21 protein-coding genes are annotated in these 22134 nt (G+C 70.8%); 11 read left to right on the forward strand and 10 right to left on the reverse strand.

Going from position 1 to position 22134, the window contains the following annotated elements; genetic code table 11:
• Positions 1-46 precede the first annotated feature (46 nt).
• The 5 genes from ACFUO4_RS13530 (at position 47) to ACFUO4_RS13550 (ending at position 3936) form a co-directional block, all read left to right on the forward strand.
• A complete protein-coding gene (locus ACFUO4_RS13530) occupies positions 47-262 on the forward strand; it encodes a hypothetical protein (protein ID WP_079308296.1) in 216 nt (71 codons plus the stop codon).
• Positions 263-366: 104 nt separating this feature from the next.
• The gene (recO, locus tag ACFUO4_RS13535; protein WP_079308297.1) at positions 367-1113 is read left to right on the forward strand and encodes a DNA repair protein RecO; all 747 of its coding nucleotides are present in this window, start codon (positions 367-369) and stop codon (positions 1111-1113) included.
• A gap of 21 nt (positions 1114-1134) precedes the next feature.
• Complete coding sequence (locus tag ACFUO4_RS13540) at positions 1135-1974, forward strand: isoprenyl transferase (protein ID WP_079308298.1); 840 nt, start codon at positions 1135-1137, stop codon at positions 1972-1974.
• Positions 1975-2034: 60 nt separating this feature from the next.
• Positions 2035-3378, forward strand: a complete 1344-nt coding sequence (locus ACFUO4_RS13545) for a histidine-type phosphatase (protein WP_383483631.1) — start codon at positions 2035-2037, stop codon at positions 3376-3378.
• A 24-nt stretch (positions 3379-3402) separates the two neighbouring features.
• A complete protein-coding gene (locus ACFUO4_RS13550) occupies positions 3403-3936 on the forward strand; it encodes a YcxB family protein (RefSeq protein WP_383483634.1) in 534 nt (177 codons plus the stop codon).
• 9 nt (positions 3937-3945) lie between these two features.
• On the opposite strand, the gene ACFUO4_RS13555 is transcribed toward ACFUO4_RS13550, so the two are convergent.
• The 4 genes from ACFUO4_RS13555 to ACFUO4_RS13570 form a co-directional block, all read right to left on the reverse strand.
• Complete coding sequence (locus tag ACFUO4_RS13555) at positions 3946-4362, reverse strand: Fur family transcriptional regulator (protein WP_079308300.1); 417 nt, start codon at positions 4360-4362, stop codon at positions 3946-3948.
• A gap of 62 nt (positions 4363-4424) precedes the next feature.
• Positions 4425-5327 (reverse strand): metal ABC transporter permease, encoded by a 903-nt coding sequence (locus tag ACFUO4_RS13560; RefSeq protein ID WP_079308301.1) that lies wholly within the window; start codon positions 5325-5327, stop codon positions 4425-4427.
• Positions 5327-6106: a metal ABC transporter ATP-binding protein gene (locus ACFUO4_RS13565; protein WP_383483639.1), complete on the reverse strand. Its 780-nt coding sequence runs from the start codon at positions 6104-6106 to the stop codon at positions 5327-5329. The genes ACFUO4_RS13560 and ACFUO4_RS13565 overlap by 1 nt, the downstream gene beginning before the upstream one ends.
• Positions 6103-7059, reverse strand: coding sequence for a metal ABC transporter substrate-binding protein (locus ACFUO4_RS13570; RefSeq protein WP_383483642.1), 957 nt, complete (start codon positions 7057-7059; stop codon positions 6103-6105). Before ACFUO4_RS13570 ends, ACFUO4_RS13565 begins: the two co-directional genes overlap by 4 nt.
• 156 nt (positions 7060-7215) lie before the next feature.
• On the opposite strand from ACFUO4_RS13570, the gene ACFUO4_RS13575 reads away from it, so the two are divergent.
• The 4 genes from ACFUO4_RS13575 (at position 7216) to ACFUO4_RS13590 (ending at position 10965) form a co-directional block, all read left to right on the forward strand.
• A complete protein-coding gene (locus ACFUO4_RS13575; protein ID WP_079308304.1) occupies positions 7216-8598 on the forward strand; it encodes a glycine--tRNA ligase in 1383 nt (460 codons plus the stop codon).
• An 83-nt stretch (positions 8599-8681) separates the two neighbouring features.
• Positions 8682-9296, forward strand: coding sequence for a LysE family translocator (locus tag ACFUO4_RS13580; protein ID WP_383483646.1), 615 nt, complete (start codon positions 8682-8684; stop codon positions 9294-9296).
• Between the two features lie 42 nt (positions 9297-9338).
• Positions 9339-10352, forward strand: coding sequence for an aldo/keto reductase (locus ACFUO4_RS13585; RefSeq protein ID WP_383483649.1), 1014 nt, complete (start codon positions 9339-9341; stop codon positions 10350-10352).
• Between the two features lie 25 nt (positions 10353-10377).
• Positions 10378-10965, forward strand: coding sequence for a TetR family transcriptional regulator (locus tag ACFUO4_RS13590; protein WP_079308307.1), 588 nt, complete (start codon positions 10378-10380; stop codon positions 10963-10965).
• A gap of 62 nt (positions 10966-11027) precedes the next feature.
• On the opposite strand, the gene ACFUO4_RS13595 is transcribed toward ACFUO4_RS13590, so the two are convergent.
• Both ACFUO4_RS13595 and ACFUO4_RS13600 read right to left on the reverse strand, forming a co-directional pair.
• Positions 11028-11234 carry a hypothetical protein gene (locus ACFUO4_RS13595; RefSeq protein ID WP_079308308.1) on the reverse strand — a complete coding sequence of 69 codons (207 nt, stop codon included), beginning with the start codon at positions 11232-11234 and terminating at the stop codon, positions 11028-11030.
• Positions 11235-11323: 89 nt separating this feature from the next.
• A complete protein-coding gene (locus ACFUO4_RS13600) occupies positions 11324-12754 on the reverse strand; it encodes an MFS transporter (protein WP_383483653.1) in 1431 nt (476 codons plus the stop codon).
• Between the two features lie 110 nt (positions 12755-12864).
• Here ACFUO4_RS13600 and ACFUO4_RS13605 point away from each other — a divergent pair, with 110 nt between their 5' ends.
• Complete coding sequence (locus ACFUO4_RS13605; RefSeq protein WP_383485658.1) at positions 12865-13767, forward strand: helix-turn-helix transcriptional regulator; 903 nt, start codon at positions 12865-12867, stop codon at positions 13765-13767.
• Here ACFUO4_RS13605 and ACFUO4_RS13610 read toward each other — a convergent pair.
• Positions 13764-15209: an MFS transporter gene (locus ACFUO4_RS13610; RefSeq protein ID WP_383483656.1), complete on the reverse strand. Its 1446-nt coding sequence runs from the start codon at positions 15207-15209 to the stop codon at positions 13764-13766. The two genes, ACFUO4_RS13605 and ACFUO4_RS13610, sit on opposite strands and share 4 nt — an antisense overlap.
• A 228-nt stretch (positions 15210-15437) precedes the next feature.
• Here ACFUO4_RS13610 and dusB point away from each other — a divergent pair, with 228 nt between their 5' ends.
• A complete protein-coding gene (gene dusB / locus ACFUO4_RS13615) occupies positions 15438-16580 on the forward strand; it encodes a tRNA dihydrouridine synthase DusB (protein WP_079308312.1) in 1143 nt (380 codons plus the stop codon).
• Positions 16581-16838: 258 nt separating this feature from the next.
• On the opposite strand, the gene ACFUO4_RS13620 is transcribed toward dusB, so the two are convergent.
• From ACFUO4_RS13620 to ACFUO4_RS13630, 3 genes are all read right to left on the reverse strand, one after another.
• Positions 16839-18584, reverse strand: a complete 1746-nt coding sequence (locus tag ACFUO4_RS13620) for a CDP-alcohol phosphatidyltransferase (protein ID WP_383483659.1) — start codon at positions 18582-18584, stop codon at positions 16839-16841.
• 168 nt (positions 18585-18752) lie between these two features.
• Positions 18753-20696, reverse strand: coding sequence for a glycogen debranching N-terminal domain-containing protein (locus tag ACFUO4_RS13625; RefSeq protein ID WP_383483662.1), 1944 nt, complete (start codon positions 20694-20696; stop codon positions 18753-18755).
• Positions 20693-22090, reverse strand: coding sequence for a trehalase family glycosidase (locus tag ACFUO4_RS13630; RefSeq protein WP_383483665.1), 1398 nt, complete (start codon positions 22088-22090; stop codon positions 20693-20695). Before ACFUO4_RS13630 ends, ACFUO4_RS13625 begins: the two co-directional genes overlap by 4 nt.
• Positions 22091-22134: the final 44 nt, after the last annotated feature.

Raw genomic sequence — 22134 nt, forward strand, 5'->3', positions numbered from 1 at the left:
GCGCACGGGTGGATGTGGCGTGCGACGCGTTCGGTCCGGTGCCGCGATGAGGGTCCCCGTCGGCAGCCACGTCGTGGACACCCGCACCGGACGGCTCGGCATCGTCATGGGACACGAAGGCCCCTACCTCCAGCTCAGACCCTACGGCGGCGGCAAGGAGTGGGACGTCGCCCCCGACGCCGTGCGGTACGCGACCCCCGCCGAGCGGCTCAGCGCGGCGACCGCGTACGCCGACGCCCGCAGCCGGGCAGAGGGGCCGTGACCGCACTGTCGTAGGGTGCGGGTCCCATGGGTCCGTGGAGCCCGCGGAGACGGACCCACGCCGACCCGGCCCGCCGACCCCTCGACGTACGGGACAATGACTCCATGAGCCTTTTCCGGGACGACGGCATCGTCCTGCGGACGCAGAAGCTCGGAGAAGCGGACCGCATCATCACCCTCCTCACCCGGGGCCACGGGCGGGTGCGGGCCGTCGCGCGCGGTGTGCGGCGGACCAAGTCCAAGTTCGGGGCGCGACTCGAACCGTTCTCCCATGTCGACGTGCAGTTCTTCGCGCGCGGGAGCGAGCTGATCGGGCGCGGGCTGCCGCTGTGCACGCAGAGCGAGACCATCGCCGCCTACGGCAGCGGGATCGTCTCCGACTACGCCCGCTACACCGCCGGCACCGCGATGCTGGAGACCGCCGAGCGGTTCACGGACCACGAGGGCGAGCCCGCCGTACAGCAGTACCTGCTGCTCGTCGGGGCGCTCAGGACCCTCGCCAACGGCGAGCACGCCCCGCATCTCGTCCTCGACGCCTTCCTGCTGCGCTCCCTCGCCGTCAACGGCTACGCCCCCAGCTTCGGCGACTGCGCGAAATGCGGGCTCCCCGGGCCGAACCGGTTCTTCTCCGTGGGCTCCGGAGGCTCCGTCTGCGTGGACTGCCGGGTGCCCGGCAGCGTCGTACCCTCTCCGCAGACCCTGGAACTCCTCGGCGCGCTGCTTACGGGAGACTGGGGGACAGCGGACGCGTGCGAGCCGCGGTACGTCCGGGAGGGCAGCGGACTGGTCTCCGCCTACCTGCACTGGCATCTGGAACGCGGGCTGCGCTCGCTGCGTTACGTAGAGAAGTAAGCCGGAGAGGAACGAAGCAACATGGTCGTACGTGGGATCCTGGGGCGCCAGCGCCGCGAGTACAGGACGCCCGAGCCCCACCCCTCCGGCGCCCGCCCGCCGAAGCTCCCCGGCGAACTCGTCCCGAACCACGTGGCGATCGTCATGGACGGCAACGGCCGCTGGGCGAAGGAGCGTGGGCTGCCCCGCACCGAGGGCCACAAGGTCGGCGCCGAGCGCGTCCTCGACGTCCTCCAGGGCGCCGTCGAGATGGGCGTCGGCGCGATCTCGCTGTACGCCTTCTCGACCGAGAACTGGAAGCGCTCGCCCGACGAGGTCCGCTTCCTCATGAACTTCAACCGCGACTTCATCCGCAAGACCCGCGACCAGCTCGACGAGCTCGGCATCCGGGTCCGCTGGGTGGGCCGGATGCCCAAGCTGTGGAAGTCGGTCGCCAAGGAACTCCAGGTCGCCCAGGAGCAGACCAAGGACAACGACAGGCTGACGCTGTACTTCTGCATGAACTACGGCGGCCGTGCCGAGATCGCGGATGCCGCGCAGGCGCTCGCCGAGGACGTGAAGGCGGGCCGGCTCGACCCCTCCAAGGTCAATGAGAAGACCCTCGCCAAGTACCTGTACTACCCGGACATGCCGGACGTCGACCTGTTCCTGCGGCCCAGCGGCGAGCAGCGCACCTCCAACTACCTGCTCTGGCAGAGCGCGTACGCCGAGATGGTCTTCCAGGACGTCCTGTGGCCCGACTTCGACCGCCGCGACCTGTGGCGGGCCTGCGTCGAGTACGCCTCCCGCGACCGCCGCTTCGGCGGCGCCCTGCCCAACGAGGAACTGCTCGCGATGGAGGGCAGGCAGACCGCTCCGTGATCGCAAGCGTGGCCATGTCACGGCTACCCGGCGTTCACCGGGTTCGCGCACGATCCGGCCATGAAGGTCACGCACCGCGCCATCCCCGCCGCCCTCGCCCTGGGCACCCTGCTGGTCGCGGCCCTGCCCGCGCAGGCCGCGCACCAGCCCGCCCACGCCACGAGTTACGGCACCAAGGCCACGTACGCCCCGCAGCAGAGCGCGCACTCCTACCAGCGCCCGCCCGCCGGCTTCACCCCGGTCTTCACGGAGAACGTCTCCCGGCACGGCTCCCGCGCCGCCTCCGACAGCGAGGACGGCGACCTGATCCTCGCGCTGTGGGACAAGGCCGAGGCCGCGGGCCAACTCACCCGCAAGGGCAAGGAGTTCGGTCCCAAGGTGCGCGCCCTCCAGGCCGCCATGGCGAAGGTCGGCTACGGCAACCTCAGCGGGCGCGGCGAGCAGGAGATGCGGGACACCGCCGCGCGCACGCAGCGCCGGCTGCCCTCCCTCTTCGCGCGGATCGCCGCCGACGGCGAGAAGATCGACGTCGTCAGCTCCGGGCAGGGCCGCGCCATCGACAGCGCGAACGCGTACGCCGGTGAGCTCGCCGCGACCGACCCGGCCCTGAAGCCGCTGATCGGCGCGACCCGCACCGACAAGGACCTGCTCTACTTCCACAAGTCCGCCGGGGGCGCCGCCTATCGCGACTACATCGACCACGACCAGCGCCTTGCGGCCACCCTGAAGTCGATCACCGACCAGCCCCGTACGGCAGAGGCCGCCCGCAGCGTCCTGCGTCGGCTCTTCCAGGACACCTTCGTCGACGGGCTCAGCACCGCCGACCAGGTGGCCGCCGCCCAGGCCGTCCACAACCTGTACGCCATCGCCCCCGCGATGAGCGAGGAGAGCCCGGACGGCAAGGACTGGGGCATGCAGCGGTACATCTCGCGCTCCGACGCCGCCTGGTTCGGCTACCTCTCCGACGCCGAGGACTTCTACGAGAAGGGCCCCGGCTTCGCGGACAGCGACATCACCTACAAGATGGCCGGTGTCCTCCTCGACGACTTCTTCCAGCAGGTCGAGGCGAAGAGGGCGGGGACCAGCACGCTCGGCGCCGAACTCCGCTTCTCCCACGCGGAGGAGATCATCCCGCTGGCCGCCCTGATGGGCCTGCCGGGCAGCACGCAGCCGGTCACCGAGCAGCAGCCGTACACCTACGCCACCAACCCGTGGCGCGGCAGCTCCGTCTCCCCGCTCGGCGCGAACATCCAGTGGGACGTCTTCCGCAAGGGCGACCGCTGGCTGGTGCGGATGCTCTACAACGAGAAGGAGACCGCGTTCAAGGCGGGCTGCGTGCCCATTGCCAAGGGCAGCAAGTTCTACGACCTGGACGCACTGGAGAGGTGCTTCGGCCGCGCTTGATCAGCGGCGGTACGATCCCGCCTCATGGTCATGAACATGGGGCGGGACGCCGAACAGGGCGTGGTCGAGCTGGCGTACCAGCCGGTCGTCGGGGACTACGCGACGGCGCTGCGCGAGCGCCGGCGGTTCAACCGGGCGGGGCGGCTCCAGAAGGTGGCGCTGGTGCTGATCGCGTTCGCCTGGGTGCTGAACCTCGGGGTCGCGGTGGGCGGCGGGGACACCCATGTGTTCCTGCTGATCTGGATGCCGCTGCTGGTGGCGCTGCTGCTGGCCCAGCCGTGGTTGCAGGCCCGGCAGGTCATGAAGGCCGCCACCCGCAACGGTGCCTTCCGGGCGGCGGTGTCGGACGCGGGGCTGACGGTGGTCACCGAGCACAGCTCGACCTCGGTGGGCTTCGCGGCCCAGCCGCGCTACCGGGAGACCAAGGAGCTGTTCGTCCTCTACAGCGACGACAAGAACGCCACCTGCTTCACCGTGCTGCCCAAGCGGGGCGCCGCGCACCCCGCCGACGTGGACCGGTTGCGGGAGATCCTCGACCGCAACCTGACCCGCGTCTGAGTTCCGAGGTCAGCCGGCGGCTGCCGCGCAGTCGGCACAGGTGCCGAAGATCTCCACCGTGTGCGCCACGTTGACGTAGCCGTGCTCCGCCGCGATGGCCTCGGCCCACTTCTCCACCGCCGGTCCCTCGACCTCCACGGCCTTGCCGCAGACGCGGCAGACGAGGTGGTGGTGATGGTCGCCGGTGGAGCAGCGGCGGTAGACGGACTCGCCGTCGGAGGTGCGCAGGACGTCGACCTCACCGGCGTCGGCGAGGGACTGCAGGGTGCGGTAGACCGTGGTCAGACCGACCGAGTCGCCCTTGTGCTTGAGCATGTCGTGGAGCTCCTGCGCGCTGCGGAACTCGTCGACCTCGTCCAGGGCCGCCGCCACGGCAGCCCGCTGCCGGGTCGAACGGCCCTTCACGGGCGGTCCAGCGGTCGTCACCGGTTGCCTCCTCACACCTTCTGCGTCTGCCGGGCCATTGTGCCAGCCCGCGCGGTGCCCAGTCAGACGCCGACCTTTCCGTCCGGCTCCCGGCTGGCCGGAATCACACACTCCGCGGGGTCGCCCGCGGCCTGTGCGGCGGCTGCCGCCCGGGCCCGGCGGCGGGCCAGCGGGGTGGCGAGGGCCGTGGTCAGGATGAACGCCGCGATGGTCAGCAGGACGATCGTCGCGCCGGGCGGGACGTCCTGGTAGTACGACGTGACGGTGCCGCTGATGGTGACCGTGACGCCGATGGCCACGGCGATCGCGAAGGTCGCCGCGAAACTGCGGCTGAGCTGCTGGGCGGCCGCCACCGGGACGACCATGAGGGCCGAGACCAGCAGCAGGCCCACCACGCGCATGGCGACCGTGACCGTCACGGCCGCCGTGACCGCCGTCAGCAGGTTCAGGGCGCGTACCGGCAGACCCGTGACCCGCGCGAACTCCTCGTCCTGGCTGACCGCGAAGAGCTGGCGGCGCAGGCCCAGGGTGACCAGCACCACGAAGGCCGCGAGCAGGCAGATCGCCGTCACGTCCGACTGCGACACCGTCGACAGCGAGCCGAAGAGGTACGAGGTGAGGTTGGCGTTGGAGCCGGTGGGGGCGAGGTTGATGAACATCACGCCGCCGGCCATGCCGCCGTAGAAGAGCATCGCGAGGGCGATGTCGCCGCGGGTCTTGCCGTACCAGCGGATCAGCTCCATGAGCACCGCGCCGAGGACGGAGACGAGGGTCGCCATCCACACCGGGGAGGTGTTCAGCAGGAAGCCGAGGCCGACGCCGGTCATCGCCACATGGCCGATGCCGTCGCCCATGAGGGCCTGGCGGCGCTGGACCAGGTAGATGCCCACGGCCGGGGCGGTGATGCCGACCAGGACGGCGGCGAGCAGGGCCCGCTGCATGAAGGCGTAGTCGAGGATCTCCATCAGCTCAGCAGTCCCGTGTGGATCGGCGCGTGTTCGTGCGGGTGTACGTGGTCGTGGCCGGGGAGCGCGTGCTGGCCGACCGCCTTCGGGGGCGGTCCGTCGTGCAGGACGCAGCCGTCGCGGAGCACTACCGCCCGGTCGATCAGGGGCTCCAGGGGGCCCAGTTCGTGCAGGACCAGCAGGACCGTCGTACCGGCGGCGACCTGCTCCTGAAGGGTGTGCGCGAGCACCTCCTGGCTGGCCAGGTCCACGCCCGCCATCGGCTCGTCCATGATCAGCAGCTCGGGTTCGGCGGCGAGCGCGCGGGCGATGAGCACGCGCTGGTGCTGGCCGCCGGACAGCGCGTCCACCGAGTCCTTCGCGCGGTCCGCCATGCCGACCAGCTCCAGGGCCCGGCGTACGGCCTCGCGGTCGGCCTTGCGCAGCACCCCGAAGCGGGCGCGGGACAGGCGGCCGGACGAGACGACCTCGGTGACCGTCGCCGGGACACCGCCCGCGGCGGTGGTGCGCTGCGGGACGTAGCCGACGCGCGCCCAGTCCTTGAACGCCTTGCGGTCCGTGCCGAACAGGCGTATCTCGCCCGCGGCGAGCGGGACTTGGCCGATGATGCCGCGCACGGCCGTCGACTTGCCGGAGCCGTTGGCGCCGAGCAGCGCGACGACCTCACCGCGGTTCACGGTGAGGTCGATGCCGCGCAGCACGGGCCGTGAGCCCAGGTCGGCGCGGACGCCGCGCAGGGAGATGACGGGCTCGGACACGGACTCCTCCGGGTGGGTCATTTGGCGCCTAGCGCGCTCTGCAGCGCCTTGAGGTTGGACTCCTGGACCTGGAAGTAGTCGTCGCCCCTGGACTTGGACGTGATGCCCTCGATCGGGTCGAGGACGTCCGTCTTCAGGTTCGCGTCGGAGGCGATGGTCTTCGCGGTCTTGTCGCTGACGAGCGTCTCGTAGAACACGGTGGTGACGCCGTCGGCCTCGGCCATCTTCTCAAGGTCCTTCACGCGGGCCGCGCTCGGCTCCGACTCGGGGTCGAGGCCGTTGATGGCCTCCTCGGTCAGGCCGTAGCGCTCGGCGAGGTAGCCGAAGGCGGCGTGGGTGGTGATGAAGACCTTGGTCTTGGTGTTCTTCAGCCCGTTCGCGAACCGGGTGTTGAGGTCGTCGAGCTTCTTCACCAGGGCCGCGGTGTTCTTCTTGTAGTCGGCCGCATGGTCGGGGTCGGCCTTCTCGAAGGCCTTGCCGACGCCCTCGGCGACCTGGGCGTAGCGCACCGGGTCGAGCCAGATGTGCGGGTCGAGGCCGGCCAGCTCCTCGTTCGCGTGGTCGTCGTGCTCGGCCGCGTGGCCGCCGACCTCGTTGCCGTGCTTCTCCAGCGTGGTCAGGGAAGCGGCGTCGATCTTGGTCTTGACCTCGGACTGGGCCACCGCGTCGTCCACGGAGGGCTGGAGGTTCTTGAGGTAGAGCACCGCGTCGGACTCCTGGAGCTGCGCGGTCTGCTTGGCGCTGATCTCCAGGTCGTGCGGCTCCTGGCCGGGCTCGGTGAGGCTGGTGACGTGGACGTGGTCCCCGCCGATCTGCTCGGCGAGATAGGCCATCGGATAGAACGAGGCGACGACGTCGAACTTGTCCGTGTTGCCGGCGGCGCTCGCGCCCGAGCAGGCGGAGAGGGTCCCGAGACCGAGGGCGGTGACGGCCGCGATGACGGTCCCCGATATGTGCTGTCGTCGTACGTTCATGACAGTCATTTTCAACAAATATGGAAACCGTTGTCAACAAACCTGGGTGAAGGGCCGGTGAGAGATGGTGGAGGCCCGAACCGATTTGATACCGGGGGTGTCGGCGCCGGTAACCTGAGTCATTCGCTGCCGTCCATTCGTCATGAAGAGAGCACCGTGGCCGCCGACAAGATCGACACCATCGTCAGCCTGAGCAAGCGCCGTGGCTTCGTTTTCCCCTGTAGTGAGATCTACGGCGGTCAGCGCGCCGCCTGGGACTACGGACACCTGGGTGTCGAGCTCAAGGAGAACATCAAGCGCCAGTGGTGGCGCTACATGGTGACGTCGCGCGAGGAGGTCGTCGGTATCGACTCGTCCGTGATCCTGGCTCCCGAGGTCTGGGTCGCCTCCGGTCACGTCGCCACCTTCTCGGACCCGCTGACCGAGTGCACCTCCTGCCACAAGCGCTACCGCGCGGACCACCTGGAGGAGGCGTACGAGGAGAAGAAGGGCCGCCTCCCCGAGAACGGCCTCGCGGACATCAACTGCCCGAACTGCGGCACCAAGGGCCAGTTCACCGAGCCCAAGCAGTTCTCGGGTCTGCTCTCCACGCACCTCGGCCCGACCCAGGACTCCGGCTCCGTCGCGTACCTGCGCCCGGAGACCGCCCAGGGCATCTTCACCAACTTCGCCCTGACGCAGACCGCCGCGCGCAAGAAGCCGCCGTTCGGTATCGCGCAGATGGGCAAGTCCTTCCGCAACGAGATCACGCCCGGCAACTTCATCTTCCGCACCCGCGAGTTCGAGCAGATGGAGATGGAGTTCTTCGTCAAGCCGGGCGAGGACGAGAAGTGGCAGGAGTACTGGATGCAGGAGCGGTGGAACTGGTACACCGGCCTGGGTCTGCGCGAAGAGAACATGCGGTGGTACGAGCACCCGCAGGAGAAGCTCTCCCACTACTCCAAGCGCACCGCCGACATCGAGTACCGCTTCCAGTTCGGCGGCAGCGAGTGGGGCGAGCTCGAGGGTGTCGCCAACCGCACCGACTACGACCTCACCGCGCACTCCAAGGCCTCCGGCCAGGACCTCCAGTTCTTCGACCAGGAGGCCGGTGAGCGCTACACCCCGTACGTCATCGAGCCCGCCGCCGGTGTCGGCCGCACCATGCTGGCGTTCCTGCTCGACGCCTACGTCGAGGACGAGGCGCCCAACGCCAAGGGCAAGATGGAGAAGCGCACGGTGCTGCGCCTCGACCACCGCATCGCTCCGGTGAAGGTCGCGGTGCTCCCGCTCTCCCGCAACCCCGAGCTGTCCCCGAAGGCCAAGGGCCTCGCCCAGGCGCTGCGCCAGAACTGGAACATCGAGTTCGACGACGCCGGCGCCATCGGCCGCCGCTACCGCCGCCAGGACGAGATCGGTACGCCGTACTGCGTGACGGTCGACTTCGACACGCTGGACGACAACGCCGTGACGGTCCGCGAGCGCGACTCGATGAAGCAGGAGCGCGTCTCCCTCGACCAGATCGAGGGCTACCTGGCGAGCCGCCTCGTCGGCTGCTAGGGCGCGAAGCCGCCGCATTGGCCCTTGATGCGGGTCCCGTAGTGGACCTGTATCAAGGGCCGTCGTGCTTCCAGGGTGGAGGCATGAGCCTCGCCTTCCTCCTCACCACCCTCGTCGTGGTCGCCACCCCCGGCACCGGCGTCGTCTACACCCTCGCCGCCGGGCTCTCCCGCGGCCGCCGGGCGAGCGTCGTCGCCGCCTTCGCCTGCACGCTCGGGATCGTGCCGCACGTCCTCGCCACCGTCACCGGCCTCGCCGCGCTGCTCAACGCCAGTGCCGCCGCCTTCCAGATCCTCAAGTACGCCGGTGTCGCCTATCTGTTGTGGATGGCGTGGGCGAGCCTGCGGGACCGTGACGCGATCACCGTCGAGCGGGATGCTCCGGCGCCCTCCTCCGCGGGCCGGGTGATCGTCCGAGGGGTGCTGATCAATCTGCTCAACCCGAAGCTGACGATCTTCTTCTTTGCCTTTCTGCCGCAGTTCGTGAGCCCGGGGGAGCCGCATGCGCTGCCCCGGATGCTGGGGCTCAGCGGGGTCTTCATGCTGGCGACCTTTGTGGTCTTCGCCGCGTACGGGGTGCTCGCGGCCTCGGTCCGGCGCCATGTGATCTCCCGGCCGCGGGTGATGGCGTGGCTGCGGCGGAGTTTCGCCGGGTCCTTCGTGCTGCTCGGAGCGAAGCTCGCGATGACTGACAGCTGACAGATATTGAAATCTGTCAGCTGTCATGCCAGGCTGGACGGCATGACGACACAGACCCCCCGCACCCTCGGAACCACCGGCCCCCAGGTCTTCCCCCTCGGTCTCGGCTGCATGGGGATGTCCGGTATGTACGGCGAGGCGGACCGCGCCGAGTCCATCGCCACCATCCACGCCGCCCTGGAGGCCGGCGTCACCCTTCTCGACACCGGTGACTTCTACGGCATGGGCCACAACGAACTGCTCGTCGCCGAGGCCCTGCGCACCGCACCGGCCGCCCTCCGGGAGAACGCGCTGACCAGCGTGAAGTTCGGCGCCCACCGCGGCCCGGACGGCTCCTGGCTCGGCTACGACACCCGCCCGGCCGCCGTGAAGACGTGGGCCGCGTACTCCCTCCAGCGCCTGGGCGTCGACCACATCGACGTCTACCGTCCCGCCCGGCTCGACCCGGACGTCCCGATCGAGGAGACCGTCGGCGCGATCGCGGAACTCGTCGAGCAGGGATACGTCCGCCACATCGGCCTGAGCGAGGTCGGCGCCGAGACCATCCGCCGGGCCGCCGCGACCGCCCCGATCGCCGACCTCCAGATCGAGTACGCGCTCATCTCCCGCGGCCCGGAGCGCGAGATCCTGCCCACCCTGCGCGAACTGGGCATCGCCGTCACCGCATACGGCGTGCTCTCGCGCGGGCTGCTCTCCGGTCATGTCACGCCCGGCCAGCAGTACGCGGCGAACGACTTCCGCGCCCACTCGCCCCGCTTCCAGGGCGACAACCTCCAGCACAACCTGAATCTCGTCGAGGCCCTGCGCAAGATCGCCGAGCAGAAGGGCGTCTCCGTCGCGCAGATCGCGATCGCCTGGGTGCTCTCTCGGGGCGAGGACATCGTGCCGCTGATCGGCGCCAGGACCCGGACGCGGCTCGACGAGGCCCTGGGCGCCCTGGACGTGACACTGGACGCGGCCGACCTCGCCGCCGTCGAGGCCGCCGTACCGGCGGACGCGGCGGCCGGCGAGCGGTACGCCCCCGCCCAGATGGCCATGCTCGACAGCGAGCGCTGATCGCGGTGCCGGGTACCGTCTAGGCATGCCAGCCACCAGCGAGATCCTGACCGCCGAGCGCATCCTCGAAGCCACCGAGGAGGTGCTGCGCCGCCACGGCCCGGCCAAGGCCACCGTGGTCGACGTGGCCCGCGCGCTCGGCGTCAGTCACGGCAGCGTCTACCGGCACTTCCGCACCAAGGCGGCGCTGCGGGAGGCGGTGACGAAGCGGTGGCTGGACCGTACGACCGAGGTGCTGGCCCGGATCGTGACGTCCGGCGGCGACCCCGAGACCCGGCTGCGCGACTGGCTCGCCGCCCTGTTCACCGCCAAGCGCCGCAAGGCCGGTGACGATCCCGAGCTGTTCGCGACCTACCAGGTCCTGGCCGTGGAGGCCGGCGAGGCGGTGAGCGCCCATCTCGCCGACCTCACCGGCCAGTTGGCCCGGATCATCCAGGACGGCGTCGACACCGGCGTCTTCACCGCCCCCGACCCCGAGGCCACCGCCCGCGCCGTCTTCCACGCCACGGGCCGCTTCCACGACCCCGGTTACGCCGCCGCCTGGCAACGGCACGACATCCAGGCCGAGTTCGAGGCCGTCGTGGACCTGCTCGTCCGGGGGCTGCGGGCCTGAGAGGATCCGGGGGGTCCTGAGAGGATCTGGGAATCCTCAGTGGATCCTGGGGTCCTGAGGAGTCAGTCGTCCTTCGGGTTCACCGTCGCCTGATGGGCCTCCGCCAGATGTTCCTCCGCCTTCAGCCAGGGCAGGAACTGCGCGGCCTTCTTCCAGCCGCAGGTGTCGCATCTGATCGTGCGCTGGGGGCCTTTGCGCAGCACCTGGACGACATGCTCCCGCCCGTGCTGGTCCCAGCGGCTCACCTTGCTCGTGCTGATCTGCAACATGATGCCTCGCCTCCGGTGAGGCAGTGTGCAGCAATCACAACATCAACAGGGGTTTCTTCACGGCGAGTTCGCTGAACCGTGAACAGTCCTCACCCGATGGTCCGCGGCAGCCGCAGGCTCAGCAGGCCCGTCAGGGCCACGCCCGCCAGTTGGGCGAGGAGCGTGGTGACCAGGGCGTCGCGCATGCCCAGGGTGGGGATCAGGGAGAGGAACAGGGTGCCCAGGGTGGCCACGCCCAGGGCCAGTGCGGACTGCTGGGTGGTGATCATCACGCCGCTGCCCACGCCCGCGCGGGCCTGCGGTACCTCCGAGAGGACGATGCGGAAGATCACGGGGAGCTGGAGGGCCTGCCCCGCGCCCGCGATCGCCGCGCCCGGCAGCAGCTCGACCAGGCCGAGGTCCGGCCAGGAACGCCAGGCCGCGAGGGCCATCAGGCCCACCCCCACCGCCTGGATCACCGCACCGGCGGTGACGACGCGCGTGCCGTACTTCGCGACCAGCCGCGGGCCCGCGAGCGAGGTGAAGAAGAAGACCACCGCCATGGGCGCCAGGGCGAGCCCGGCCCTGACCGGCCCCAGCCCGGCGCCGCGCTGCAACGCCACCGCGATCACGAACATGAAGCCGCTGAACCCGATGGAGAACGGCACGATCATCACGAGCCCGCGCCGCAGCGACACCAGCCGGAACAGGCTCGGCGGGACGAGCGGCGTACGGCCGCGCCGGTCCGCCCCGCGCTCCACCGCCCAGAACGCCGCCACCGCGAACGGGAACGCCGCCAGCGACAGCCACGTCCACAGCGGCCAGCCCGCCGCCCGCCCCTCGGTCAGCGGGGCCAGCAGGGTGAGCAGGGACACCGCCAGCAGGACCGTGCCGGGGCCGTCCACCGGCTCGGGGTGCTGGGAGCGGGTCTCCGGCACGGCACGGGCGGCGAGGACCAGGCCGAGGACGACGACCGGGACGTTGACGAGGAACACCGAGCGCCAGCCGGTGCCCGCGATGTCGGCCGCGACCAGCACCCCGCCGAGGATCTGGCCGGCCACCATCGACAGGCCCGCCGTCGCGCCGTACAGCCCCATGGCCTTCGCGCGGCGCTGGCCGCTCGTCGCCGCCTGGATGGTGGCGAGCACCTGCGGCAGCATCGCGGCCGACGCGACGCCCTGCGCGACCCGGGCCGCGACCAGTGTCCACGCGGACGGCGCGAGCCCGCAGGCCAGCGAGGTCAGGCCGAAGGCCGCCATGCCGCCGAGGAAGAGCCGGCGCCGGCCGAAGAGATCGCCGAGCCGGCCGCCCAGGACGAGCAGCACGGCGTACGCCAGCCCGTAACCGGACACGACGAGTTCGAGGACCGACTCGCTCGCCGACAGGTCCCGGCCGATCGTGGGCAGGGCGACGTTGACGATGAAGAAGTCGATGAGGGGCAGTGCCGCGCCGAGCAGCACCGTGAAGAGACCGAGGCCGCCGAGCAGGGGCGGTGCGCCGGTGGTGCGGAGGTGACGTGAGGTGAAGGTTTCGGTAGTCACGCATCCCAGCGTCCGCCGGATCTCAGACTGGTACCAGAGTGTCTTTATCCTGGTAGAAGGAGTACCTGGAAACAGGGTCCGGCCGGCGGCACGCTGGAGGTATGACGACGATGGCCGAGGTGGCGGTGACGGCGACGGCTCCGGCGAGCTCCGGCGCGACGGGTGCGGCGGAGGTACGGCGGCACGAGCTCGCCGCGTTCCTGCGGCACCGGCGTGAGCACATCAGCCCCGAGCAGGTCGGCCTGCCCCGGGGGCGACGGCGCCGCACACCCGGGCTGCGGCGCGAGGAGGTCGCGCACCTCTCCGCGGTGGGCGTCACCTGGTACACGTGGCTGGAGCAGGCGCGGGACATCCAGGTCTCGGTGCAGGTCCTGGACGCGCTGGCCCGCACGCTGCTGCTCGACCCCAGCGAGCGGGCCCACCTCTTCCAGCTCGCCGGAGCGGTCGACCCGACGCCGGCCACCACCTGCCCGTCCATCACGCCCGCGATCCAACGCGTCCTGGAGCAGCTGGAACCCATCCCGGCGTGCGTGCAGAACAGCCGGTACGACATCCTCGCCTACAACCGGACGTACGGGCTGCTGCTCTGCGACCTCGACGCGGTGCCCGCGGAGGACCGCAACTGCCTGATCCTCTCCTACACGCACGAGCCCTGGCGGTCCTCGATCGTGCATCTCGACCAGACCCAGCGCCTCATGGCCGCCCGCTTCCGCGCCACGATGGCCAAGCACCTCGGTGAACCGGCCTGGAAGATGCTCCTCCAGCGCCTGCGCACCGAGTCCCCCGAGTTCCGCGAGGCCTGGGACCGGCACGAGGTCGACGCCCATCGCGGCAAGCGCAAGGAGTTCCTGAACCGGTACGTGGGCCGGGTCGCGGTCGATCACACCGACATGTGGCTGGGGCCGGAGGCGGGGCCGCGCATCGTGACGTACGTGCCGGCGGACGAGGAGTCCAAGGAGCGGCTGGAACGGCTGCACGCGATCGCCCTGGAACGGACCCCCGACGGCGCTTAGGCGGAAACCCCCACAGCCTCCCGCACCTCGGCGGGAGACAACCGCTCGGCCACTCGCTCCGCACTGCGCCGAGCCCGCGCCCCACTGCTCAGCGCACCCAGCACCAGTACCGCGAGCCCGCACCCGGTGAGAATCCACCACCCCGGCCCGGCGGCCTCCACGAACGCGTCCTTGTACGACGACGACCCCACACCCGCGGCCAGCACCGCGCCGATCACCGCGACCCCCAGCGTCTGCCCCAACTGCCGGCTCGTGGAGGCGACCGCCGCCGCCACCCCCGCCTGCGCCCGCGGCATCCCGGACACCGCCGTGTTGGTGATCGGCGCGTTCACGAACCCGAAGCCGAGGCCGAACAGGACGTATCCGAGGAACAGCGTGACGTTCGAGGTCTCCGCGTCGAACGCCGCGAACATCACCCCGCTCGCCGTCATCGCGAACCCGGCGATCAGCAGCGGCACGCGCGGCCCCCGGGTGCCGACCAGGCGCCCGGACAGCGGCGCGCACAGGAACGTCGGCACCGCCATCGGCAGCATCCACAACCCCGCGTGCAGCGCGTCCAGCCCCCGGACGTTCTGCAGATACAGCGTCGACAGGAACAGGAACCCGCCCAGCGCCGCGAACGCGCTGATCGCGATCACCGTGGCCCCGCTGAACGGCACCGACCGGAAGAACCGCAGGTCGATGAGCGGTTCCTCGCGCCGCGGCTCGTACCACAGGACGCCCAGCAGCGCGGCCAGCGCCAGCGCGGCGTACGGCAGCGTCGAGGCGAACCCGGCGTTCGGGGCCTCGATGATCGCGTACGTCAGCGAGCCGAACAGCGCGATCACCAGGAACTGGCCCAGCGGGTCGGGGCGCTTGGCCTTGGGGGCACGGGACTCGGGGACGTGGCGGAGGGTGAGCAGGAGGGCGGCGAGGCCGACCGGGAGGTTGATCCAGAAGATCGAGCGCCAGCCGACGGAGTCCACGAGCAGGCCGCCCACCAGGGGGCCGGCGGCCATCGAGATACCGACCACCGCGCCCCACGCCCCGATCGCGCGGGCGCGCTCGCGCGGGTCCGTGAAGGTGTTGGTGATGATCGACATCGCGACCGGGTTGAGCATCGAGCCGCCGACCGCCTGCACCATGCGGAAGGCGACGAGCGCCTCCAGGTTCGGGGCGAGGGAGCACAGCACCGAGCCGACCGTGAAGACGACCAGGCCCGCCATGAAGACCCGCTTGCGGCCGATCCGGTCGGCCGTGGACCCGGCCAGCATCAGCAGCGAGGCCAGGACGAGCGTGTAGGCGTCGATCGTCCACTGCAGGCCCGACGTGCTGGCGTCGAGGTCGTGCTGCATGGACGGCAGGGCGACGTTCAGCACCGTGTTGTCGAGGCTCACGATCAGCAGGCTCATGCAGCAGATCGCGAGGACGAGGAGGCGCCGGCGATGGCTGAGCTCGGGCATGGGGTCCAGCGTACGCCGATTTCGATAGTGCGTCTAACTAATGGTCATTACATGATCGAGTGGGGATCGAGTGGGGGTCGAGGGGGAATCGAGCTGGAATCGAGCGGGGAATCAAGGAGGGGGCGAGGAGGGCTCGAGTCAGGGCCGAGCGGGGACCGAGCGGGGACCGGGCGGGGCTCCGGTCGGCTCCGCCGAAGGGCACTGGTCGTCGTACGCGACAATGGGGGAATGTCCACGACCGCCGCGCCCCTCCAGATCGGGCCGCACACCGTTCAGCCGCCCGTCGTCCTGGCCCCCATGGCCGGGATCACCAACGCGCCCTTCCGCACCCTGTGCCGGGAGTTCAGCGGGGGCAAGGGACTGTTCGTGAGCGAGATGATCACGACGCGGGCGCTGGTCGAGCGCAACGAGAAGACCATGCAGCTGGTCCACTTCGACGAGAGCGAGAAGCCGCGCTCGATCCAGCTGTACGGCGTCGACCCGGCCACCGTCGGCAAGGCCGTCCGCATGATCGCGGAGGAGGGGCTCGCCGATCACATCGACCTGAACTTCGGGTGCCCGGTGCCGAAGGTGACGCGCAAGGGCGGCGGGTCGGCGCTGCCGTACAAGCGGCCGTTGCTGCGGGCGATCCTGCGTGAGGCGGTGTCGGGGGCGGGTGATCTGCCGGTCACGATGAAGATGCGCAAGGGCATCGACGACGACCACATCACGTACCTCGACGCCGGGCGGATCGCGGTCGAGGAGGGCGTGACGGCGATCGCGCTGCACGGGCGTACGGCGGCGCAGCACTACGGCGGTACGGCCGACTGGGATGCCATCGCGCGCCTGAAGGAGCACGTGCCGGAGATCCCGGTCCTCGGCAACGGCGACATCTGGTCGGCGGAGGACGCGCTGCGGATGGTGCGTGAGACCGGGTGCGACGGGGTGGTCGTGGGGCGTGGGTGCCTGGGGCGGCCGTGGCTGTTCGCGGACCTGGTGGCGGCGTTCGAGGGGCGTACGGAGGACATCTCGCGTCCCTCGCTGCGTGAGGTGGCCGACATCATGGTCCGCCACGCGCGGTTGCTCGGGGAGTGGATCGGCGACGAGTCCAAGGGCGTTGTCGACTTCCGCAAGCATGTCGCCTGGTATCTGAAGGGCTTCGCGGTCGGCAGCGAGATGCGCAAGCGGCTGGCGATCACGTCGTCGCTGGAGGAACTGCGGTCCGGGCTGGATGAGTTGGACCTCGATCAGGCGTGGCCGGTGGGCGCGGACGGCCCTCGCGGGCGGACGTCGGGGAACAACCGGGTCGTGCTGCCGGACGGGTGGCTGAAGGACCCGTACGACTGCGCGGGCGTGAGCGAGGACGCGGAACTGGACACGTCCGGCGGCTGAGCGCCGGGTCGTTCGCGTTGCGCGGGCGGGGCGGTGGGGGTTCGCGGTGGCGGTGGTTGTTCGTTGTGGGGCGGGGCCGCGCCGGGGGGTGTCCGTCCTCGGAACGGCGCGGAATCGGGCAGCTAGAACAGGGCGCCCGTGTTGACGCGCCAACCGCTGCGGGCGGACACCCCCCGACACGTCCCCTTCCCGCCGTCGCGCGCTGCCGGTCCGCGGGGGTGCGCGTCTTCCGCCGTTCCCGCAGCCGCCGGACCGGGGTCAGCCCGTCGACGGGTGCGGTGTCGAGCCGTACGCCTTCAGGAAGCGGTCGCGGAATGCGCTCATCTTCCAGACCGGGGCGTTGTGGGCCGGCTTCAGGCCCTCCGTCCAGTTCCAGTCGGTGATCTTGTCCAGGACCTTGGGGTCCTTGGCCACGATGGAGATCGGGACGTCGCGGCTGGCGTGGTTGCCGCTGACCCGGGCTATGGGCTGGTGGTCGCCCAGGAAGACCAGGACCGTGTTCTTGGTGCCGTAGCGCTCCAGCCACTGGGTGAGGGCCGTCACCGAGTACTGGATCGACTTGCCGTACTCCTCACGGGACTTGGTGGGGTCCGTGATGATGTCCGAGGGCTTCTTGCCGGCCTTCTGGATGGCGTCGAAGATCTTGCCGTCGCCCAGGTCGTTCCAGTCGACCATCTTGGGGATCGGGGCCCAGGGCTGGTGGCTGGAGGTCAGGATGACCTCCGACATCAAGGGCTTGTTCCGCTTCTTGCCGTGGACCTGGCGCTGGAAGGCCTCCAGGGCGTACTGGTCGGGCATCGTCGACCAGCTGAACTTGGGGCCCTGATAGCCGAGTTGGAAGGCGTTGTAGACCTTGTCCAGGCCGTAGTAGCGCTGCTCCGGCCAGCCCTTCTGGATGCCCGGCATCACGCCGACCGTGTCCCAGGCGCCCGTCTTCTGGAACGCCTTGGTGAGGCTCAGGTGGTCGCTGGCCATGACCGTGCGGTACCGCTGCTGGTTGTCGATCCACAGACCGGACAGGGTCGTCGAGTGGCCCAGCCAGCTGCTGCCGCCGTACGTCGCCGACGTCAGCCAGCCACTGCGCGCGCTGTAGCCCGCCTTCCTGAGGGCCTCGGTGCTGGAAGTGAGCGTCCGGTCCACTCCGGGCGCCATGACCGGGTCCTCGATCGCGCTGCGGCCGTAGCTCTCGATGAAGGTGAAGATCACGTCCTTGCCCCGGAGGTCGGGGACGAGCTGGCTGCCGGGGGTCGCCCCGAACGTGTCCGACTTGGCCTCGCGGGCGAACGCCGCCTCGTCGCGGATCGTGTCCGTCACCCGGGTCGCCTGGATCTTCAGCGCCGCCGCGGCCCGGTCGGCGGCGATCGGCACGCCGCCGAGCTGGAGCCCTAGGGCGTAACAGGTGATCCAGGCCATGGCCGCGATCAGGGTGCCCCGGGTCGCCTTCGCCCGGTTCGCCGCGAGTACGTTGCTCAGCCGGACCATCGCCAGTGCCGTCAGGGACAGCAGGAGCAGGACGAGGACGATCGCTCCGATCACCGCGAACACGGCGACCGTTCCGCCCATCGAGTCCTTGACGTACGACTGCGCGTCGTCCAGCAGCTCCCAGTCCAGGATCATGTTGAAGCCCCGGCCCAGATAATCCCGGAACCCCATGTCCAGGAGGTTCAGGATCGTCAGGATGCCCAGCCCCGCGCCGGACACCGCCGCCACGATGATTCTGGGCCGCTTCGGCAGCCACAGCGCCACCGCCGCCCCGATGATCGCCTCGACCGGGATGCGGGTGAAGCGGTTCGGCTTGAGGGCGGGCAGCGCGTTGGGGAGAAGGAGCGCCGCAAGGACGAGCAGGGCGGCGAGGGCGGTCACCGTCCAGTGGAGGATGGGTGGGCGGGCGCGCTGCGGGGCGTCGTCGAGGACGTCCTCGGTGGGCTGGGGCGTGCGTATGGAGACAGACACCCGGAGGACCTTCCGTCGCGGGACCCGATGGCGTGGTGGCGGGTCCGACATGGGGCCTCGGACCCGCCACATCTCGGTACGGGGTGCCTCGCGTGCGTGTTCACAGGTACCGGGCAAACACGAAGTAAACGGTTGTCCAACGCCGCTCAGGGGCGCGGGGAACTGCGCGACAAGCCACGACGGACCCGCACCCGCCGTACAACAGGTCCCGACGAGCTACTAGGCGCCCCCAACTGCCGTCAGCAGCGCAAGTGGCGCCGCCGCAGACCGAGCCTCCCGCACACACGCATGCGGATAAGGCACCGGTTCCCGATGCGTGTCCCTGCCGTACCCGGCGATGACTTCCGGGAGCCGATGGCCGGCCGCCGTCGCCGCGTCGACCAGGCCGTGGGCCACCGAACGTGCCTCGTCATGCAGCCCGTACCGGGCCAGGCCCAGCGTGATGAGCGCGTTGTCGTGCGGCCACACCGAACCGCGGTGGTACGACAGCGGGTGGTACGCCGCCTGCCCGGCCGCCAGCGTCCGTACGCCCCAGCCCGAGAAGAAGTCCGGTTCCAGCAGGCGCCGGCCCACGACCTCGCCGTACTCCTTGTCCAGCAGCCCCGACCACAGCAGATGCCCGGCGTCGGAGGCCAGTGCGTCGAGTTGGCGGCCCTCGCCGTCCAGGGCGAGGGCGGGGAAGGAGTGGTCCCGCATCCAGAAGTCGCGCTGGAAGCGGTCGCGGAGGTCGGCCGCGGCCTGTTCGAGGAGGGCCGCGTATGTCTCGTCCGCCCATACCGTCCGCGCCAGCCACGCCGTGCGCCGCAGCGCGTCGTACGCGTAGCCCTGCGCGCCCGCCGCCATCACCGCGCCGGAGGCGCGGGTGCCGTCGGAGGAGCAGATGGAGCCGGGGGAGTCCTTCCAGTTCTGGTTGGCGAGGCCGCCCTGGTCGGCGCGGTAGACGAGGTAGCCGCGGGAGGTCAGGCCGCCGTGGTCCAGCATCCAGCAGATCGCCGCGCGGGCGTGGGGTTCCAGGCGGCGGGCGAGGGTGACGTCCCCGGTCTGTTCGACGTATGCGCCGAGGAGGACCAGGAAGAGGGGGGTGGCGTCCACCGAGCCGTAGTAGCGGCCGTAGGGGACCTGGCCGAAGTGCGCCAGTTCGCCGTGGCGTACCTCGTGCACGATCTTGCCCGGCTGGGCCACCGCGTTCGCGCCGGTCTCCGTCGCCTGTGCCGCGGCGAGGGCGGGGAGGGTGGCGGCGGCCAGCTGGGGCCGGTAGGGGAGGGCGAAGAGGGAGGTGAGCAGGGCGTCCCGGCCCAGCAGGGTCAGGAACCAGGGGGCGCCCGCTGCCGGGACGTGCAGGGTCTCGCCGTCCGGGCCCTGTGCCGGGACCTGGAGCGAGGCCAGGTCGGCGAGGCCCCGGGCGCAGGCGGCGGCCAGTTCGGGCCAGTCGGTCGGGAAGGCCACCCCCTCCACGAACTCGCCTTCCAGCGCGATGAGTTCGGCGTTGAGGGCGGTGGGGGACTTGGGGACGCGGAGGGCGCGCTTGTCGCCGTGCGGGCGGGCCATGACCCGGAGGGTCAGTTCCGCCGTGCCGTGCGGTTCCAGGTCCAGTGTCCAGACCAGGCGGCGGGCGCCGGTGCCGGTCTCCTCCACCGCCTCCGGAGCGGGCTCCGCCGTCACCGTCGTACAGGACCGCCATTCGCCGCGCTGGTAGGTGAACTCCACGCCGGAGTCGAGGACTTCGCGGGAGCGGGTGGCGCCGGTCTTGGCGTAGGTGCGGTAGTCGGAGCGGAGTTCGAACTGGTCGGTGAAGTCGGCGTCCGCGGTGACCGCCAGGCGGACCGTGGTGGGGACCGGGCGGTTGCTCGTCACGCGCAGGGATTCGACGAACGAGCCGTCACCCACCGCCTGTTCGCGGAAGATCGTGTACGCCGGGGGCTCGTTGCGGCCGCCCCGGGGGACCAGGACACAGCGGGCCGTGTCGCCGTCGGCCACCGGGGTGAGGGCCTCGGGGACGGCGCCGTCCACCGTGAGCTGCCAGCGGCTCAGGTGGCGGGCGTCGCGTACGAATAACCCCTCGGGGGACGGGGAGCTGCCGCCCCGGACTCCGCTGATGTCCCCGCCGTCTCCCACGGCCGCGAACGTCCCGCCGCGCACGAGCAGATGATGCCGGTCCGTCATTCCCGGTCCCCTCCCTTGGATCCCGTGTGGGTGGTGGCGCTGTGGAGCAGGTCGAGCGAGAGCGCGGCGGTCCAGCCGAAGCCGGTCGCCCCGCAGGCCTCGCCGGTGTACGGGTCGACGTACTCCGCGAAGTCGGAGGTGCCGGCGAGTTGCAGCACCGCCCTGCGCAGGGCGGCGGCCCGCCCCCGTTCGCCGTGCGTGCGCAGACCGCGCTCCAGCAGCCAGTTGGTGTTGAACCAGGCCGGGCCGCGCCAGTAGCGGTGCGGGTCGAAGGCCTCGCCGAGCAGGTCGTAGCTGGGGACCAGGCGGGTGGTGCCGCCGAGTCCGAAGTGCTTGGAGGCCGTCGTGCGGACCAGGGCCGTGACGACGTCCCGGGGGAGTGTGGGCAGGAGCAGGGGGATCAGGCCGGAGACGCTGCGCTCCGGGATGAGCCTGCCGGTGCGGACGTCACGGCAGAAGAACATGCCCTCCACCGGGTCCCAGAGGCGGTCGATCAGGGTCGCGGTCAGGCGCTCGGCCCGGGTGTGGCGGGCGGTGCCCGGGGCGCCCAGCTCCTGGGCGATACGGGCCAGCGCGTGCTCGGAGGCGATGAGCAGGGCGTTGAAGGACGGGTCCTCGACCGCGAACTCGGCTGCCCCGTCCGCGTATTCGCCGTCCCGGTAGTCCGTCGCCAGGCGGACGTAGCGGCCGTAGTCCAGGTCCGTGGGGCGGTCCTCCGGGGAGCCGTGGTCGAGGTCGGCGCGGCGGAAGGAGCGGGCCGGGGCCGGGGTGATCCGGCTCAACGGGGCGTCCCAGCAAGGGCTGTTGTCCATGCCCTGCTCCCAGGGGTGGACCACCGACGCCAGACCGGCGCCGCCCAGGTCCCTGCGATGCAGGAGATAGCGGTGCCAGGCGGCCAGGTGGGGGTACACCCGGGTGAGGAAGCCGCGGGCCCGGGACAGCCCCGGGTCGGCCTGGTGCACCAGCCAGGCGGCCAGCGCGTGCACCGGTGGCTGCACGATGCCGGACGTCTGTACGGTGCGCGGGGCGCCCGCAGCGCGCCCCGCGGTCGAGGAGCGCCAGAAGTCGGGGCTCGGGAAGTACGCGTCGAGCGGCACGGAGGGGTTGAAGACGATGTGCGGGATGCGCCCGTCACCCCATTGGGCGTCGAGCAGCGTCTCCAGTTCCGTCTGTGCCCGTAACGGGGACAGGTGCCGCAGGCCGATCGCGATGAACGCCGAGTCCCAGGACCACTGGTGCGGGTACAGGCTGCGGGAGGGGACCGTGGAGGTGCCCGTCCAGTTGGCCTCCAGTACCCGCGCCGCCCTGACGTGCAGAGAATGTGTCGTGACGTCCGGTTCGTATACGAAGGGCCGGGTCCGGACATGCGAGGTCAGCTGGGCAGTGCGATCCACTCGGGGCTCCCCGAAGACGTTCGGCCTGACCGGTTCGGTCGAGG

The organism is Streptomyces sp. NPDC057280 (assembly GCF_042668605.1).
In the GTDB taxonomy this organism is placed as follows: Bacteria; Actinomycetota; Actinomycetes; order Streptomycetales; family Streptomycetaceae; genus Streptomyces.